The organism is Haloferula sp. (assembly GCF_049672945.1).
GTDB lineage: Bacteria > Verrucomicrobiota > Verrucomicrobiia > Verrucomicrobiales > Akkermansiaceae > Haloferula.
Map to the genome: position 1 here is coordinate 24631 of NZ_JBATWY010000094.1, position 15169 is coordinate 39799.

Below are 15169 nucleotides of genomic sequence, written 5' to 3' on the forward strand. Positions count from 1 at the left end.
GAATTAGAAAGCATTGCCGATGGCAAAGTGCCAAGCCCCGCTGGGTTCGCCAGGGTCCTGGGTCATATTGTGGCCATACTCGAGTCGCACTGGGCCGATGGGCAGATCTAAGCGGATTCCAAGGCCAAGGGCCACATTGATTTTGTTCATTCCGAAATCTTCCCAGTCAGACGACAAACCGCCGGCGTCGATGAAGACGACTCCCTTCAGCGGACCCGTGACGGAACGGATGTATTCGATGTTCGTTACCCATGAAGCTTCGCCGCCAATGGGATAGCCCCGATCTTTTGGACCGAGTTCGCGCTCGGCGTAGCTACGCACACTCCGCGGGCCTCCATTGAAAAGTCGAAGGTCGATCGGGAGCTGGTTTCCCGATGGGACAATGAAGTTCGCACGAGCTCCGAATGCCAACTGGCCGGCATCGCCGAGAGGCTGATAGTAGGAACTTTCAAAACCACTTCTGACGTAGGTCGTGCTGTCATCACCAACCGCTGAACCTGTGAAGAGGGGGATCTCAAAATGCCATCCTTCGGTTGGCAGGATCGGACTGTCACGAAAATCGATCCGATGGGTGACTCCCAGGTAAGCATGTTGGTAGTCGGTCTCTCCGAGTTGGTTGACGGGAAGACCGTCCGAGGTCGTTCTCGCTGTGCTAAGCCCCAGGATCATCGTGGATGTCGAGTTCTCCGTGAAACTGTAGCCAAGCGAGCCTTCAATTCCCGACGTCCAGTTGTCGTATCCTTCGTTGTTGCGGCTGAGCGAGAAGAGGCGGGCATTGCCGCGGATGTCCGTTCCCCACAGCCAGGGATCAGTCAACGAGATCTCACCCAGCAGCGAACGTTGAGAGATCTCCCCTCCGGCGGAAAAGTTCCTGAGCATGCCGCCAAAGTTGCGGTCGTAGTAGCTGGCACCGATGATGGCCCCCTCGTAGGTGCCGAACCCACCGGTCAGGGATATTCCCCGTGCATCAGCCTCTTCGAATTGCAAGGTGGCATCCATGATGTCGCCTTCCCGTTCTTTGGTTTCGATTCTCAGGGAAGAGAAGGCACCTGTTGCGATGAGTTGCCGGATCCTCGTGTCCACTTTGTTGCCGTCGAGGTAGGCATTGCGCAGTGGTTCGATACGGCCCCGAATCCGTTCAGGCTTGGTCTTCTCCAAACCATTGAAGGTGACCTCGCCGAGCCGGAAACGTTTGCCTTCGACGATGTTGAACCTCGGGAACACTTCTTCCGAGCCGATCTCGACCTCCATCCTGACGGTCGCATTGACGAAGCCCTGGCTGCGGTAGTATTCAGTCACGCGCAGCCTGAGTTCATTGATGTTGGTAGTATTCGCCGGGCGTCCGACATAGGGCGCAACCCTTTCGTCGAGACCAGCGGACTGCTCGTTGCTGAAGCGGGGATTGCTGATCGTGAAGAGAGTGCCGGGATTGACCTTGATGACGACATCCGTATGGCCGGTCTCGGGATTCTTTTGCTGTTCGGTGATTTCCAGCGTCGGCTTCCAGTAACCGTTGCTATTGAGCTCGCTTTCCATCAGGCCCAGTCCGTCTTCGAAATCCGATTGGCGAAGGGGAGGCTCGGTCGATGTGGAAATGTTCCGCTTCGATGGATTGAGACGAAAGAGGCTCTCGAGCTTGTTCGCCTGCTCGGGGTCTTCGAGTCCCTCGATCGTCACCGTTCCGAGCGTTTCGCGTGGGCCCTCGTCGATCCTCAATCGGATCAAGTTGCTGGAGAGAATCTTCCAACTGACTTCAGCGTCGTTGTAGCCATTTTTGCGAAACAACTGCTCGACCATGAAGGCGCTGTCAGCGGTTCGAGCGCGCGATGCCGGCTGGCTCCGAATGTAATCGAACCGCCCTCCGATCAAGCGCTCGATGTCACTTTCAGAAAGGGACTGCATGCCAATGATTTGGATCTCTGTCTCGCCGAAGATCGGAAGCAGAGTGGCAATCATGGCCGAGACGGTCAGGGAAGCGCGCATCAGCGGAAACGGAAGAGGTAAATCAAGGTGCTGCGGGTATTCCCCTCTTCACTGATGCCGGCCCTGACGAGCCAGTTGTCATCGAGATTGAAGGTGGCGGAATTGTATTTTGTGCTGGTGTAGGGATCTTTCTCGCCGACTTGGAAATCGACCTTTTCGATGAGTTTCAATACGGGGCCCAAGCGGTTGAGATACTTCACACGGCCGTTGCGGATTTCTTCGAACAAGAGCTGTGCGGCGCGGGCGGTGGCTGCTTCCGGATCCGCGAAGCCACTGGTCGTCGTTCCGGTGGCGACCAAGGTCATGATCTCGGTCTCGGGCAGAGGAGGATTGGATGTGGGAAGTACTTTCGGATTTGAAACCGGCCCGTAGATGTAGACTTTCAGTTCGTAGGGGCGGACACTTGCTTCTCCACGGATATTCAGCACCGGATCGAATGGGTTGTCGGGGCGAAAAGTGATCTCGCCTTTGGCGATTTTCAAGGTGCTGAAGGGAAGCTTGGCCTCCACCTTGAAAAGGGTTGCCTTTCCTGAAGGTCTCGGCTCACCGACCGTTCCTTTGACCGCCACGTCCATGAAGACGCGGCCGCTGGCCAGGTTGCCACGAATCAGGAACGGATCCTTGGCGAGAAGTCGGAGATCGAGCGACCAGTTCCTGAAGGGTTCCGGCACGGCGGCGGTCGGAGTCGTTGCCTCGGGAGCATCGAAGGCAGGAAGCGAGGGTTCCGAGGGTTGATTGAACGGAACGCCGATCGGGAGGATTTCGATGTCCTTGTAGAAGAGGCTGTCGACCACTTCGATCTGCCCGCCGAGCGTGGCCTGCTCCCAAGGACCGCTGATCCTGAGATTGGTATTGAGGCGGACAATCATGGAGTCATCACGCCGCGCAGGAAGTTCAGCACCATTGATCGTGATGTCGATTTGTGAGGGTTTGCCATCCACCAGATCGAGGGAGCCTCCAATGTCGAGGGTTCCTCCCGAAAGCTCCGCGGTGAAGTTTTCGATCGTCACCTTTTGGGGGCTGGCAACGATCTTGATCTGACCGTCCTTGATTCGAGGAATCGTGGGGTCGCGCATTTCGAATGCCCCGCCACTCAGAGTGACGGTTCCCATTGGTTCCGGCTCGCCGACCGTGCCGCCCACTTCAACATCAAGATCGACAAGGCCTTGCAGTTTGCGTGCGTCCGGAACGAACTTTGAAAGCAGTTTGAGATCGAAGTCGGCAATTTTTGCGGAAGCATCGAGCTTGGCCTTCTTGATCACCTCGGGGTTTTCCGCCCAAAGGTCGGGATCCCAGTTGGTAATGGCATCGATCCTGACAGGGGGGTAGTCGGGGCTGGTGATGTCGCCCTCGAGTTTGAGTGTTTCTTCGCGACCAATGGCGTTCAGATCAATCGCAATGAGCGGAACGTCGGGCTGGGAAAGGATCCCGACATTCTCGGCGGTGAGCTTGGTATCCAGGACGGGCTTCGCCATGCTGCCCGAAAGCTTGAGTGAGAGTTTGGCACGACTGTCGTCACGAAAGCGGGTTTCCTCCGGGAGATATGGGTGCAGCTTGGTGAGGGCGAGTTCGGTGCTCTCGATATCGACGGCAATTGGTCGCGTCTCTCGAAGAAGCGCCTTCCAGTCGGAAAAATCTTCCGGGACCGGAATCTTCGCGGTTCCGTTCAGGAGCGTATCTTCGCCGTCCGACCATGCGAGTTTGCGAAGCTCGAGTTCCTGGTTTTCCAGCCTGACATCGCCTTCGATTTTCTGGGCTGCTTGCTGAACGTTGAGCGGTGTGAGCTCCAGCTTTTTGGGCCAGTCATAGCTCGCCGTTGCAAATGCCTTGATCGGCTGCTCTTCCGGCAGGCGCTGCCATTCGAAGGAGGTGAGATCCAGATTTCCCTGGTGGGTTTTTTCCTCAAGGTCGCCGCCACCCGTCCAATTCAAGCTGGTCTTCATCCCTGCCGGCAGTGTGACGCCAAAGGGATCGAGCCAGTCTGTTAGAGAGTCGGGCGCGAATTCCCTGATCTCTGCCTTGCCGCTGTAGGTCATCTGGTCAGGTGAAAACTCGCCGTCCAGATTGACACCCGGAATCATCACCGTGGCGCCGGCCTTGCCTTCGTTCTGCCATTGCGCGTCGATACTGATCGGCGGGGCCTCTTCGCTGGAGATGATTGAAAGCTTCGCATCGGCACGGTCCGGCTTCCCGTCATCGAAAGTCAATTCGGCCGAGCCCTTGAAAACGGCGGCAGGGGGAGCGACGGGTTCGTCGGAAGGCGTGAAGCGGTCACGCACGATTGTTAGAGGCTTTTCAAGTTCGGGAATCGAAAAGTCGAGGACCGCCGTTTCTGGCATCATGTCGGCCTCGCGGTCGATGTTCACGTCGGCATTGATCTCAAGAGGGGAGCCGAGAGCCTCACCATTGATGACCGCTTTCAGTTGATCGCCTTCAAGTTTTGCGGCCAGCGAGATCCTGCTGGAAGTCCATGCGTCGAAGTCGATCGCACTGGCACTGAGTTGAAGGTCGGCTTCCAAGGTCTCCAGTCCGCCCTCAAGCCCGCGGGCTTCGATCTTCAGCGAGTTCAGCGTCGCCTCAGCAGGGATGGGAAAACCAAGCTTCTCGGCGACTTGATGGATAACCAATGGCGTATCCTCCTGAACGAGGCTCGCCGTGGACAGGTCGGTCTTTGCATTGAAGCGGACTCCATCTACGATAAGTCCCGTGGCAAAGGTCATCGATTCATTGGCGGGGATTCGTGCGACAAGCTCACGGATCGCCAGTGCCGGCATGACTTCGAGAGATGAGAGGCTGAGTGACTCCTCTTGCCAAGTGATCGTCGAGGTCTGGGCCTCGACCTTGCGGTCGCCGAGAATGGTCATGGTTCCGAGGTCCAGCGTGATCTCGGGAGTTCCTGCGGCGTGAATCAGAGCGGTCGGTTCGATCTGGAAAAGCTCTTCGCCATCGCGATGGATCCTTGCGCTCACATCTCGGATTTCGATTTCAACCGGAAGGATGCGTTGCCTGAGATCGCAGAGAAGGGTGCCGAGATCGCTTTCTTCTTCGTCTTTTTTCTGCTCCTTTTCCGGCGACTTCGCGAGGTCCACCTCAACATGCAGCCCCTGCAAATTGAGGCTCTGGATGTTGCCCTTGATGAGTTCGCTGAGCTTGTAGTTCAGCGATACCTGATCGAGCGCGACGACCTCCATCGCCCCCATGTCGCCCAGATTGAAACGCGAGACCTTGATGTCACCACCCGTCAGGCGACCTTGAAGCTCGAAGTTTTCGCCGAGGCCGGGCAGGAAATGTCGGGCCGCCTTTTCGCCAATCCAGCGCCAGCCCGGACCGTCGAGCCAGACAAGAAAGGCGAGGAGGAAAACGAGAATCTGCCAGCGCTTTTTCCGCCAGCGGGGACGCGCCTGCTTGCTGGCCTTCTGCGGCTCTTCTTTTTCTTCCTCCTCCATCGACTCCCGAATTATGGACAGCGGGATTCAGATCGGCAACCCATGGATTGGCAAGGCTTGTGAATTTTTCCGAGTTTAGGCACTTTGAGGCGATGGCAAAATGGAGTGCACAGCGCGAGAGATTGCGTGAAATCATTTTTGAGGCGGAGACACCGGCCGGTCGTTTCTTCGATGTCACCCTGCTTTGGTGCATCTCGCTGAGCGTGATTGCGGTCATGCTTGAGAGCGTCCAGGAGATCCACGCGGTGTGGGGGGATTTTTTGTATGCGGTCGAATGGGTCTTCACCAGCATCTTCACGATTGAGTATGGCCTCAGGTTGTGGACGTCGAGAAAGCCATTGCGCTATGCGCGCTCCTTCTTCGGTGTGGTCGACTTGATTTCGGTGCTTCCCAGCTACATCGGACTTTTCGTTGCCGGCGGCCATGCCCTCATGGTGATCAGGGTATTGCGACTTCTGAGAATCTTCCGGGTGCTCAAGATGGCCCGGCATATCGCCGGTGCGGACATGCTGATGCGTGCCCTCTATTCAAGCCGGGCCAAGATTACCGTGTTTTTCACCGTGGTCTTAACGATTACCCTCATTAGCGGCACCCTGATGTACATGGTCGAAGGGACTCATTGGGTCGATGGAGAGCGGCAGGGATTCACCAGCATCCCGATCAGCGTCTATTGGGCGATCGTTACCGTGACGACCCTTGGATTTGGGGACATCACCCCTGTAACCCCTCTGGGGCAGCTGCTTACCTCGGCCCTGGTGCTGACGGGATACGCCATTCTGGCGGTGCCGACCGGCATTGTGACCGCCGAGATCATCGGTGCCAGCGCCGGGAATCCGACTTCCGAGGCCTGTCCGTCCTGCGGAGTTCATGGCCATTTGCCCGATGCCCGGTTTTGCCGTCGCTGCGGCGGGAAATTGGACTGAACCAAGGTGCAATTGTCGTCCTGATGTCCATACCATGTCCTAGGTGACACAAAAGCAGGTGCATTGGGCCTTGCGGCTAGTTGACAAACAGGGAGTCCCTTGACCACTGTTCGACACTGCCGGGAGCGCAACGCGTGTGCTACCGGACAAAACGTTACTTTTCCAAAGGCCCGAAAGACCCGTGTTCTCGAACGAAGATTATCTTGCCGACCTGCTTGTAGAGGCAGGTGCCACGACTCAGGAGCAACTGGACCAAGCCCGTAGTGGCGGAGGTTCGGTGATCGAGTCCCTGGTTGCCCAAACGGAACTCACCGAGGCGACCATCGCCTCCGTGCTCGCAACGAATGCGGGAATCGAGGCGATCGATCTGGGACAAACCCCTCCGGATCCCTCGGTCGCCGACACGATTCCCAACGACATCGCCTCACGCTACAAGGTGATCCCGATCTCCGATGACGGGATTTACCTGACGATCGCGGTCGCCGACCCCTTTGATTTCGAGGCCATGGACAGCCTTCCGGCGGTGCTGGCCCGGGAACTGAACTTCGTCTGTGCGCCGCATGGAGAGATTACGGAGCACCTCCAGCAGTTCTATGGACTGGGTGAAGATACCGGCGGCATGGATGTCACGGGGGGGGAGGATGTCGAAACCGGAGACAATGACGCGCCGATCATTCGATTGGTTCAGGGCATGTTGGCCGACGCCATGAAGATGGGATGTTCCGACATTCACATTGAGCCGCTAGAGACCTCGGTCCGCATCCGCTATCGAGTCGATGGCAAGCTCATCGAAGTGGCGAACCACCCGAAAAAGCTTCTTCCTGCGATCATTGCACGTTTGAAGGTGATGAGTGGATCCATGTCGATCGCCGAGAAACGCCTTCCTCAGGATGGTCGGATTCAGGTGAAGGCTGGCGTCAAGGAGATCGATCTCCGGGTTTCCTCGGTCCCTTCGAATCATGGCGAGTCGATCGTCATGCGTATTCTCGACAAGACGGCCCTGGTGCTTGGTCTTCCCGAGCTCGGTTTCCTTTCCGATGACCAACAGACCTTCGAAGAGCTGATTGGTTTGCCGGACGGCATCATTCTGGTGACCGGCCCGACCGGTTCCGGTAAGACGACGACGCTCTATGCCTGTCTCAACGTCATCAACCGCCCGGATCGCAAGATCATCACAGTAGAGGACCCGGTTGAGTATGAACTGCCCGGCATCAACCAGGTGATGGTCAGGGCCGACGTGGGGATGACCTTCGCCGCCGCCCTTCGGTCGATGCTTCGTCAGGCACCGAACATCATCATGATCGGAGAGATTCGAGATGCGGAGACCGCGAACATCGCGATCAATGCGGCACTTACGGGTCACTTGGTGCTCTCCACCCTGCACACCAATGATGCGCCATCAGCGGTGGCTCGTTTGGCCGACATCGGCGTCAAACGCTTCCTGATCGCCTCGGCCGTCCGGGCCATCATCGCCCAGCGTCTCGTCCGTAAGCTTTGCCCGATCTGCAAGGGCCCCGCGGAGCTCACCGAGAAGCAGATGCGTGGCCTTAACCTCGATCCAAGCCGAATCGCCGGCAGCAATATTTTAGGACCAGTCGGCTGCGACAAGTGCCGCGGCGGCGGCTACAAGGGCCGTGCCGGGATCTTCGAAATCTTCAAAATTGACGATGAAGTTCGTCACATGGTGAACGAGAATCTTACTTCCAGCGAGCTCAGGCGTCGCGCGAGGGAGCTCGGAATGCGCACAATGCGCGAAGACGGCATCCGCAAGGTGCTGACCGGAATGACTTCCGCCGAGGAAGTCCTCCACGTCACCATGTCCGACGCCGATTGATTCACTTTTGCCCCAAGACCCAATTTCATGGATAGCAACCAGATCATAGACCTTTTCGTAAGTCGCGGGATGATCGACCGTTCGCTCGGTCAGGACATTCTCAGCCAAGTGGAAAACAGCGGCAAGGATGTCGCCGAAATCCTCGCCGACTTCCAGGTAATTCAAAACAAGGAAGACGTCTGGCCCGTGGTCGCTTCCGAACTTGGAGCCCCGCTCATTGATCTCGTCGGGTGGACTCCGCCTGCGGAGCTTCTTGCTTTGATTCCAGGGGGAACTGCCAGGCTCCACGGGGCTTTGCCGATCAATCTCACCGACGAAGGGCTCCACATCGCGCTCGTCGATCCGATGAACCCTCAGACGCTCGAGGACCTGCGTTTCGCGCTGGATCGGGAGCTGGTTCTTGCTGTCGCCCCGGATTACCTCGTCGAGGATAAGATTGCCGAGGCTTACGGTGGGGATGGCACGGGAATGGAGGATATTCTCAGCCAACTGGAATTCGGTGGCTCGGACGGGAACATCAATGCGGCTGACCTCGAGAACGAAGCGAACTCGGCCCCCATTATCCGTTACGTGGACCTGGTCATGTATCAGGCGATCAAGGAGCGTGCCTCGGACATTCACTTCGAGCCTTTCGAAAAAGAGTTCAAGATCCGCTACCGTGTGGATGGCGCGCTCTACGAAATGGCACCTCCTCCGATCCACCTCGCGATGGCGATCATTTCCCGCGTCAAGGTCATGGCGAACATGAACATCGCCGAACGTCGAGTCCCGCAGGACGGACGGATTGTGAAACAAGTCGGCGACCGTCAGGTCGACATGCGCGTCTCATCACTTCCGACCCACCACGGCGAGTCCGTCGTGCTGCGAATTCTAGACCGCTCGTCGGTCAACCTGTCGCTCGAAGCGCTGGGCCTGCCAGAGCACATCTTCGAATACATCACCGATACGATCGAAAAGCCCAACGGCATCTTCATCGTCACCGGTCCGACCGGAGCGGGTAAGACCACCACGCTCTACGCGGCACTGAAACGGATCAACACCATCGACCACAAGCTGCTGACTGCAGAGGACCCGGTCGAGTATGATATCGATGGCATCATCCAGATTCCCATTCATGAAGCGATTGGATTGACCTTCCCTCGCGTCCTTCGCGCCTTCCTGCGTCAGGACCCCGACCGCATCATGGTCGGGGAGATGCGGGACATGGATACGGCTCAAATCGCGATTCAGGCCTCGCTGACGGGTCACTTGGTGCTCTCCACGCTGCACACGAACGACGCCCCAGGGGCGGTGACCCGCCTTGTCGACATGGGCTGCGAGCCCTTCCTTGTCGCGGCATCGCTTGAGGGCATTCTCGCCCAGCGCCTCGTCCGGACGATCTGTAAGGAGTGCAAATCGCCGTATGAGCCAAACGAGGCCATCCTCACTCAACTTGGCGTTTCGCCCCACGAACTGGGAGACAAGGACTTCTTCACCGGTGCCGGCTGCGAGGTCTGCGGAAATAGCGGCTACAAGGGCCGGGGAGGTCTTTACGAACTCTTGAATATTAACGATCCGGTCCGGGACATGATCATTGATCGCGCCCCGACGGTCGTCTTGAAACAGAAGGCCATGGAGAATGGAATGACGACGCTTCGTGAAGACGGGCTGCGGAATATCTATATGGGCAAAACCACCATTGAGGAAGTTCTCAAGTATACCTGAAATCTCCGAATTTTCGAATCGCCAGCCGATTCTAAGTCCATCATCATACTTCTAATCTTTTCCTAAAAACAGACCCATGCCACAGTTTCAATTCACTGCAGCCGACGCCAAAGGCGAACAAATGTCCGGCACCGTGGACGCGCCAAGCGAGGCCGAAGCCATCACTCAGATCAAAGGACAGGGATACTACCCGCTCCAAGTGGTCGAGGCCGGCAAAGGATCGCTTGCCACTCCCAAAAAGGGGGCAGCCAAGAAAGCCAAAAAGAAGAAGGCCAATTCGAAGGACCCAAAGGGTACGACCGGTGGCCGAATCAAGCCAAAGGTGTTGATGATTTTCACCCGTCAGTTGGCGACCTTGATTGACTCAGGTTTGCCCTTGCTGCGTGGCTTGACGGTTCTTTCCAAGCAGGAGCCGAATCCCGTTCTCCGGGGAACGGTGAACGCACTAGCCGATTCCGTTCAGTCAGGATCGACCTTCTCCGAGGCGCTCGCCCAGCACCCGAAGATCTTCAACAAGCTCTACGTGAACATGGTGAAAGCCGGTGAACTCGGTGGTGTGCTCGAAGTGGTGCTCGTCCGGCTCGCCGAGTACCAGGAGAAGGCTCACAAGCTGAAGAACAAGATCGTTTCCGCGATGGTCTATCCGGTGATCGTGATGTTCATCGCCGTGGCCATCCTCGTCTTCCTGATGCTGGTCATCGTTCCGAAGTTCAAAGAGATGTTCGCGGAAATGGAAAACGCGGAGCTGCCGCTGATTTCCAAGATCGTGTTCGGATTCTCCGAGTTCTTCCTTTCGGCGGATGTCTGGATCATTCCAAACGTCGTCTGGTTCTTCCTAGGCGCCGTGCTTGTCGGCCTCGGCTTCAGCTCGTGGGGCAAGACCAAGGGCGGGCGCCTGGCGCTCGATACCTTGAAGCTCAAGCTCCCGATTTTCGGTGATATTCAGAGAAAGAGCGCCGTGGCCCGTTTCTCGCGGACCCTCGGAACTCTGGTCACTTCCGGTGTGCCGATTCTTCAGGCCCTTAACATCACTCGCGATACCGCAGGCAATGTGGTCATCTCCGGAGCCATCGAAAAGGTCCATGAGGCGGTCAAAGAAGGGGAATCCATCGTGACTCCGCTCCAAGCCTCCGGCGTGTTCCCCGGCATGGTGATCTCGATGGTCGATGTGGGTGAGGAAACCGGCCAGCTGCCGGAAATGCTACTGAAAGTCGCCGACGTCTATGACGACGAGGTCGACAACGCCGTGACCGCCCTGACGTCCATTCTTGAGCCGATTATGATCGTGATTCTGGCCCTCGTGGTCGGATCGGTTGTATTTGCATTGTTCCTACCTTTGATTAAGGTTATTCAGTCGGTCAACGGGTGATCAGAACCCGGCCAACGAACTGAAAAACTCAAACAGAAAGGAAAACCATGAAACATTTCGAGGGAATCGGCAGGCGCCCACAGGGCTTCACTTTGATGGAGTTGCTGGTGGTCGTGAGCATAATGGTAATCTTGGCTGGCTTGACGATGGGCCTGATGTCCTACGTCAACCAGAAGCAGGCGAGTGAAACAGCCAAGGTCCAGTTGGGCCTTCTGGAACTCGCGATAGAAGAGTATAAGGCTGACAATGGCGTCTACCCTGGCGGTAGAAGATCGTACAGCTCAAGACCTACTGATCGGGCCATTATGGAGCTTCAGGAAGCACTCTTCCCAAGCCAGGAGAGGGTGAATGGGAAGCCCACGAAGATCTACCTTACAGAGCTGGATCCAGACAACGACACGCAAGGCTGGTTATCAGGCACAAATCGAAAAAGTATCGAGATCGTCGATCCTTGGGGGACTTTTTATAATTATCGTACTAACGATCCTGACAGTTCTAACACCATTACCGCAAACCCCGGTTTTGACCTCTGGTCTAGCGGGCCCGATGGACAGACCAACGCGGGCAGCAGAGGTGATTACGATCCTGAAGATTCCAAGAACATCGACGATGTCCGCCTTTGGTAGCATTCGATTCCACCAAGCTCGTTTTCAAGGCCCGCCGACCAGGCGGGCCTTTTCTTTTCCAGCTTGAAGGGATTTTTTGTCAAGAATGCCGAACTTTCCGGTGAATCGGCTCGACGGGGATGAATTCAGCGGTCTTGCTCTCCGCAGATGAGCGAAGAGATCCCTGAGAAGCTTGAGGACCAGGCTGAGGAAGCTGGTGTGAAGAAGAAGAGTGCGCGCAAGCGGGCCAAGAGTTCCGAACCGAGAGCAAAAGAGGAAACGACACCGGCGGAAAAAGATCGTGCCGACTCGGATCAGACGACGAGCGAGGAATCGTCTGGGGCTGGGAATACCGCTGCCAGCGAACAAGTTTCAAGCGACGACAGGTCGTCAGATGACGGAAGTCGGCCACCCTTGGAGGATGGAGAGACACCTACCGAAAACCCCTCAATCAGGCGGATTTCATCGAAGCGGATGTCGGACTCCAAACCTTCGGAACCTAAATCCTCGGAATCTGACGATTCGCCAGACGAAATCCCGACGATTGTCGAGCCTCCAGCGTCGGACGCTCAAGGCAAGAAACGCCGTCGCCGACGTCGCAAGGGGCCTGGTGGTGAAGGCGATGAAGGAAGCTCCAACGATGAAAGTCGTCAGCAGGCCCGCCCGTCTTCAAGGATCCAACTCGATCATGAAGCGGTCACCAAGAAGGCTTGGAAAATCTTTCTTTCCGAAGTGAGCGAGGAGGGTCTGGCGCTGGTGAGCGATCAGGACGCCAAGGAAATTGGTCGTCGGAGTTTCCGCCTGGCGGAGATTTTCCTGGAAGAAGCAGCGAAGCGTCAGTGACCTGATTCGGCCAGCTGCGCCTTCAGGCGGGCAGCCAGATCGGGCTTCCCGCTTCGTTCGGCCAGTTCGATCCTCAACTTCAGCACCGGCGGGGATTCTCGCTCGGCTGACTCCATCGCGGCAAGTGCCTCAACCGCTGCTTCGCGGTCGTCGATTGCCAGAAAACCTTCCAGTTGCGCAAGAACCGCTGGAAATTCAGGGTCGAGCGGTCGATCGCGATAGATGGCCCACTTGGCGGAATCCGGAAGGCTCTCGCTCCCCGGGCCTTCAGCTTGCTCCAAATAAACGAACTCATCACCATCCCGCCTGAGGCGCCAGTAGTTGATGCCGATCACCATCAGCAGGCCCACGACAATGAAGCTGCCCTCCATCAGGAAAGGCGTCGTGATGATCCCGAGAATCATCGCGAACCATTCACCAACAAAGCCCGGGAGATGCCTTCCGAACCAGATCACGCCAATCAAGGCGCATACGGCAAAGATCGCACCAACGCCGCCCAGCACCTGCCTGACTCGAGGATCCTCAATGCTCCGACCTTTTGTGCTCACGCCGGAAAATTAAGCACGTTCGGGATTCTGACAACACTTCCATTGTAATTTGTTAAGTTCTCTTGACTATTTGTAAAAATAAAGCTTCGTTGGGTGCGTGTCGCCTTCATCCTCGGTCAAGATCGGAGTATTTTTTATACTATTGTTCGCCCTGACGCTCGCATCCGTGCGGGTGCTGCGTGGTGGGTCATCGTCTTCTGAAATGGTGATGGAGTCCTCGGTGCTTCGTGCAGAACTCACAGTGCCGGTGGTGATCATTGAAGTCGGCGAAGACCCGGCCCTTTTGGAGGTTCGCGTCCAGCCTTGAGATTGGTGCGGCGCGGCAGTTGAAATCGTCGGCCTCTGCCGCTACTAGACCGGCGATGCGTCTCTTCGACACCCTCACACGCCGCGAATCCGAATTGAAGCCGGTGGACGGATCCACCTTTCGTTTCTATTGCTGCGGACCGACGGTCTATGGACCGGCCCATATCGGAAATTTCCGGACCTTCGTGCTGCAGGACGTTTTTCGGCGGGCGCTTGAGACCGGCGGGATGCGCACTTTTCATGTGCGGAACATCACCGACGTCGACGATAAGACGATCCGCGACTCCCAAGCAGCGGGTTTGCCGCTCGCGACCTTCACCGCGCAATGGCGCGATCGCTTTCATGCCGATTGCGAGGCCTTGAATTGTCTTCCGCCCCATGTCGAGCCCGGCGCGGTCGACCACATCCCTCAACAGATCGCGATGATTGAGAGGCTCGTCGAGAAAGGGAATGCCTATGTCTCTGAAGATGGCTCGGTCTACTTCAGGATTTCGTCCTTCCCCGATTACGGAAAGCTCAGCCACCTCGATACGCGCGAGCTCTCTCTGGGCAAGACGCAGGAAACGCGGTCCAGCGCCGACGAGTATGCGAAGGACAGCCTGGCGGACTTCGTCTTGTGGAAGTCGCGCCGCCCCGAGGACGGAGAGAATTTCTGGTCATCGCCCTGGGGTGAGGGTCGTCCTGGATGGCATCTCGAGTGCTCGGCGATGATCGAGGAATACCTCGGCGACAGCTTCGACCTCCACTCCGGTGGCGAGGACCTGGTCTTTCCCCATCACGAAAATGAAATCGCCCAGAGCCGTTGCGCCTGCGGGGGCGACTTTGCCGCCCATTGGTTTCATCCAAGTCATCTGCTGGTGGATGGGGGGAAAATGTCGAAGTCGCTGGGCAATCTATACACGCTGGATGATTTGGCGGCCAAGGGTTTCACGGCGATGGAAGTGCGCTATGTGCTGATTGGCGCTCACTACCGCAAGCAGCTGAATTTCACCCTCGATTCGCTGAATGGTGCGCGGGAAGCCCTTGCCAAGTTGGCCAAGGGAGCTCGCGGACTCGCGGAGCGGGCCGGTGAGGGTCATGTGCTGGGGGAGGCGGACTTCGGGTCGTTTCAGTCGGCGTGGGAGGCGCTCAATGATGATCTCAATACGCCGGGATGCCTTGGCGGCATCTTCACCGGCCTTCGTGAATGCGCTGGGCTGGAAGGGGAGGAGGCGGCAAAGGCTCTGGCGGGACTCAATCGGGTGCTGAGAGCGATCGGTCTGATCCTTCCCGAGGACTCGGCATCGGCCGAAGTTCCGGCTGAGATCCAAGCGCTCGCCGATGAGCGTTGGGAGGCCCGCACGTCGAAGGACTGGGCGAAATCCGACGCCATGCGCGACCAGCTTGCCGAATTGGGCTGGGCAGTGAAGGATTCTCCCGAAGGCTACGAACTGAACCCGAGTTAACGATGCACATCCGCCCCCGCCGCAACCGCAAATCCGCTGCCATTCGTGCGCTGGTTGCCGAGACTTCGCTCTCGGCTGCCGACTTCATCTATCCGCTCTTCAGTCACGAAGGGAGTGAGGACCAGGACATCGAATCCATGCCGGGATGCAAGCGCTGGTCGCT

The 15169-nt window shown here is 57.2% G+C and carries 11 protein-coding genes and 1 pseudogene; 9 read left to right on the forward strand and 3 right to left on the reverse strand.

Translation table 11 applies throughout. The annotated features are described in order from the left end of the window. Window positions 1–3 precede the first annotated feature (3 nt). Both WBG04_RS08305 and WBG04_RS08310 read right to left on the reverse strand, forming a co-directional pair. Window positions 4–1983, reverse strand: a complete 1980-nt coding sequence (locus WBG04_RS08305; protein WP_424313942.1) for a BamA/OMP85 family outer membrane protein — start codon at window positions 1981–1983, stop codon at window positions 4–6. Next, window positions 1983–5429 (reverse strand): translocation/assembly module TamB domain-containing protein, encoded by a 3447-nt coding sequence (locus WBG04_RS08310; RefSeq protein ID WP_424313943.1) that lies wholly within the window; start codon window positions 5427–5429, stop codon window positions 1983–1985. The genes WBG04_RS08305 and WBG04_RS08310 overlap by 1 nt, the downstream gene beginning before the upstream one ends. A gap of 92 nt (window positions 5430–5521) precedes the next feature. Here WBG04_RS08310 and WBG04_RS08315 point away from each other — a divergent pair, with 92 nt between their 5' ends. The 6 genes from WBG04_RS08315 (at window position 5522) to WBG04_RS08340 (ending at window position 12707) form a co-directional block, all read left to right on the forward strand. Further along, window positions 5522–6352, forward strand: coding sequence for an ion transporter (locus WBG04_RS08315; RefSeq protein WP_424313944.1), 831 nt, complete (start codon window positions 5522–5524; stop codon window positions 6350–6352). Window positions 6353–6533: 181 nt separating this feature from the next. Beyond that, the gene (locus tag WBG04_RS08320; RefSeq protein WP_424313945.1) at window positions 6534–8186 is read left to right on the forward strand and encodes a GspE/PulE family protein; all 1653 of its coding nucleotides are present in this window, start codon (window positions 6534–6536) and stop codon (window positions 8184–8186) included. A 27-nt stretch (window positions 8187–8213) separates the two neighbouring features. Further along, on the forward strand, window positions 8214–9890 hold the full coding sequence (locus tag WBG04_RS08325) for a GspE/PulE family protein (protein ID WP_424313946.1): 1677 nt from the start codon (window positions 8214–8216) through the stop codon (window positions 9888–9890). Between the two features lie 76 nt (window positions 9891–9966). Then, a complete protein-coding gene (locus WBG04_RS08330) occupies window positions 9967–11259 on the forward strand; it encodes a type II secretion system F family protein (protein WP_424313947.1) in 1293 nt (430 codons plus the stop codon). A gap of 47 nt (window positions 11260–11306) precedes the next feature. Then, entirely contained in the window at window positions 11307–11885 is a 579-nt protein-coding gene (locus WBG04_RS08335; protein WP_424313948.1) for a prepilin-type N-terminal cleavage/methylation domain-containing protein, read from the forward strand. Between the two features lie 147 nt (window positions 11886–12032). Further along, the gene (locus WBG04_RS08340) at window positions 12033–12707 is read left to right on the forward strand and encodes a hypothetical protein (RefSeq protein ID WP_424313949.1); all 675 of its coding nucleotides are present in this window, start codon (window positions 12033–12035) and stop codon (window positions 12705–12707) included. On the opposite strand, the gene WBG04_RS08345 is transcribed toward WBG04_RS08340, so the two are convergent. After that, complete coding sequence (locus WBG04_RS08345; RefSeq protein WP_424313950.1) at window positions 12701–13255, reverse strand: hypothetical protein; 555 nt, start codon at window positions 13253–13255, stop codon at window positions 12701–12703. The two genes, WBG04_RS08340 and WBG04_RS08345, sit on opposite strands and share 7 nt — an antisense overlap. A 97-nt stretch (window positions 13256–13352) precedes the next feature. Between WBG04_RS08345 and WBG04_RS08350 the strand changes: the two genes are divergently transcribed. The 3 genes and pseudogenes from WBG04_RS08350 to WBG04_RS08360 form a co-directional block, all read left to right on the forward strand. Beyond that, complete coding sequence (locus tag WBG04_RS08350; RefSeq protein ID WP_424313951.1) at window positions 13353–13562, forward strand: hypothetical protein; 210 nt, start codon at window positions 13353–13355, stop codon at window positions 13560–13562. A gap of 55 nt (window positions 13563–13617) precedes the next feature. After that, a complete protein-coding gene (gene cysS / locus WBG04_RS08355; protein WP_424313952.1) occupies window positions 13618–15006 on the forward strand; it encodes a cysteine--tRNA ligase in 1389 nt (462 codons plus the stop codon). Between the two features lie 2 nt (window positions 15007–15008). Further along, a pseudogene (locus WBG04_RS08360) lies at window positions 15009–15169 on the forward strand (porphobilinogen synthase); the annotation flags it as partial.

Excerpts from the sequence above, each read along its gene's own strand:
- WBG04_RS08340 (WP_424313949.1), top strand. The coding sequence starts at position 12,033 with ATGAGCGAAGAGATCCCTGAGAAGCTTGAGGACCAGGCTGAGGAAGCT.
- WBG04_RS08330 (WP_424313947.1), top strand. The coding sequence starts at position 9,967 with ATGCCACAGTTTCAATTCACTGCAGCCGACGCCAAAGGCGAACAAATG.
- WBG04_RS08325 (WP_424313946.1), top strand. The coding sequence starts at position 8,214 with ATGGATAGCAACCAGATCATAGACCTTTTCGTAAGTCGCGGGATGATC.
- WBG04_RS08305 (WP_424313942.1), bottom strand. The coding sequence starts at position 1,983 with ATGCGCGCTTCCCTGACCGTCTCGGCCATGATTGCCACTCTGCTTCCG.
- cysS (WP_424313952.1), top strand. The coding sequence starts at position 13,618 with ATGCGTCTCTTCGACACCCTCACACGCCGCGAATCCGAATTGAAGCCG.
- WBG04_RS08335 (WP_424313948.1), top strand. The coding sequence starts at position 11,307 with ATGAAACATTTCGAGGGAATCGGCAGGCGCCCACAGGGCTTCACTTTG.
- WBG04_RS08310 (WP_424313943.1), bottom strand. The coding sequence starts at position 5,429 with ATGGAGGAGGAAGAAAAAGAAGAGCCGCAGAAGGCCAGCAAGCAGGCG.
- WBG04_RS08315 (WP_424313944.1), top strand. The coding sequence starts at position 5,522 with ATGGCAAAATGGAGTGCACAGCGCGAGAGATTGCGTGAAATCATTTTT.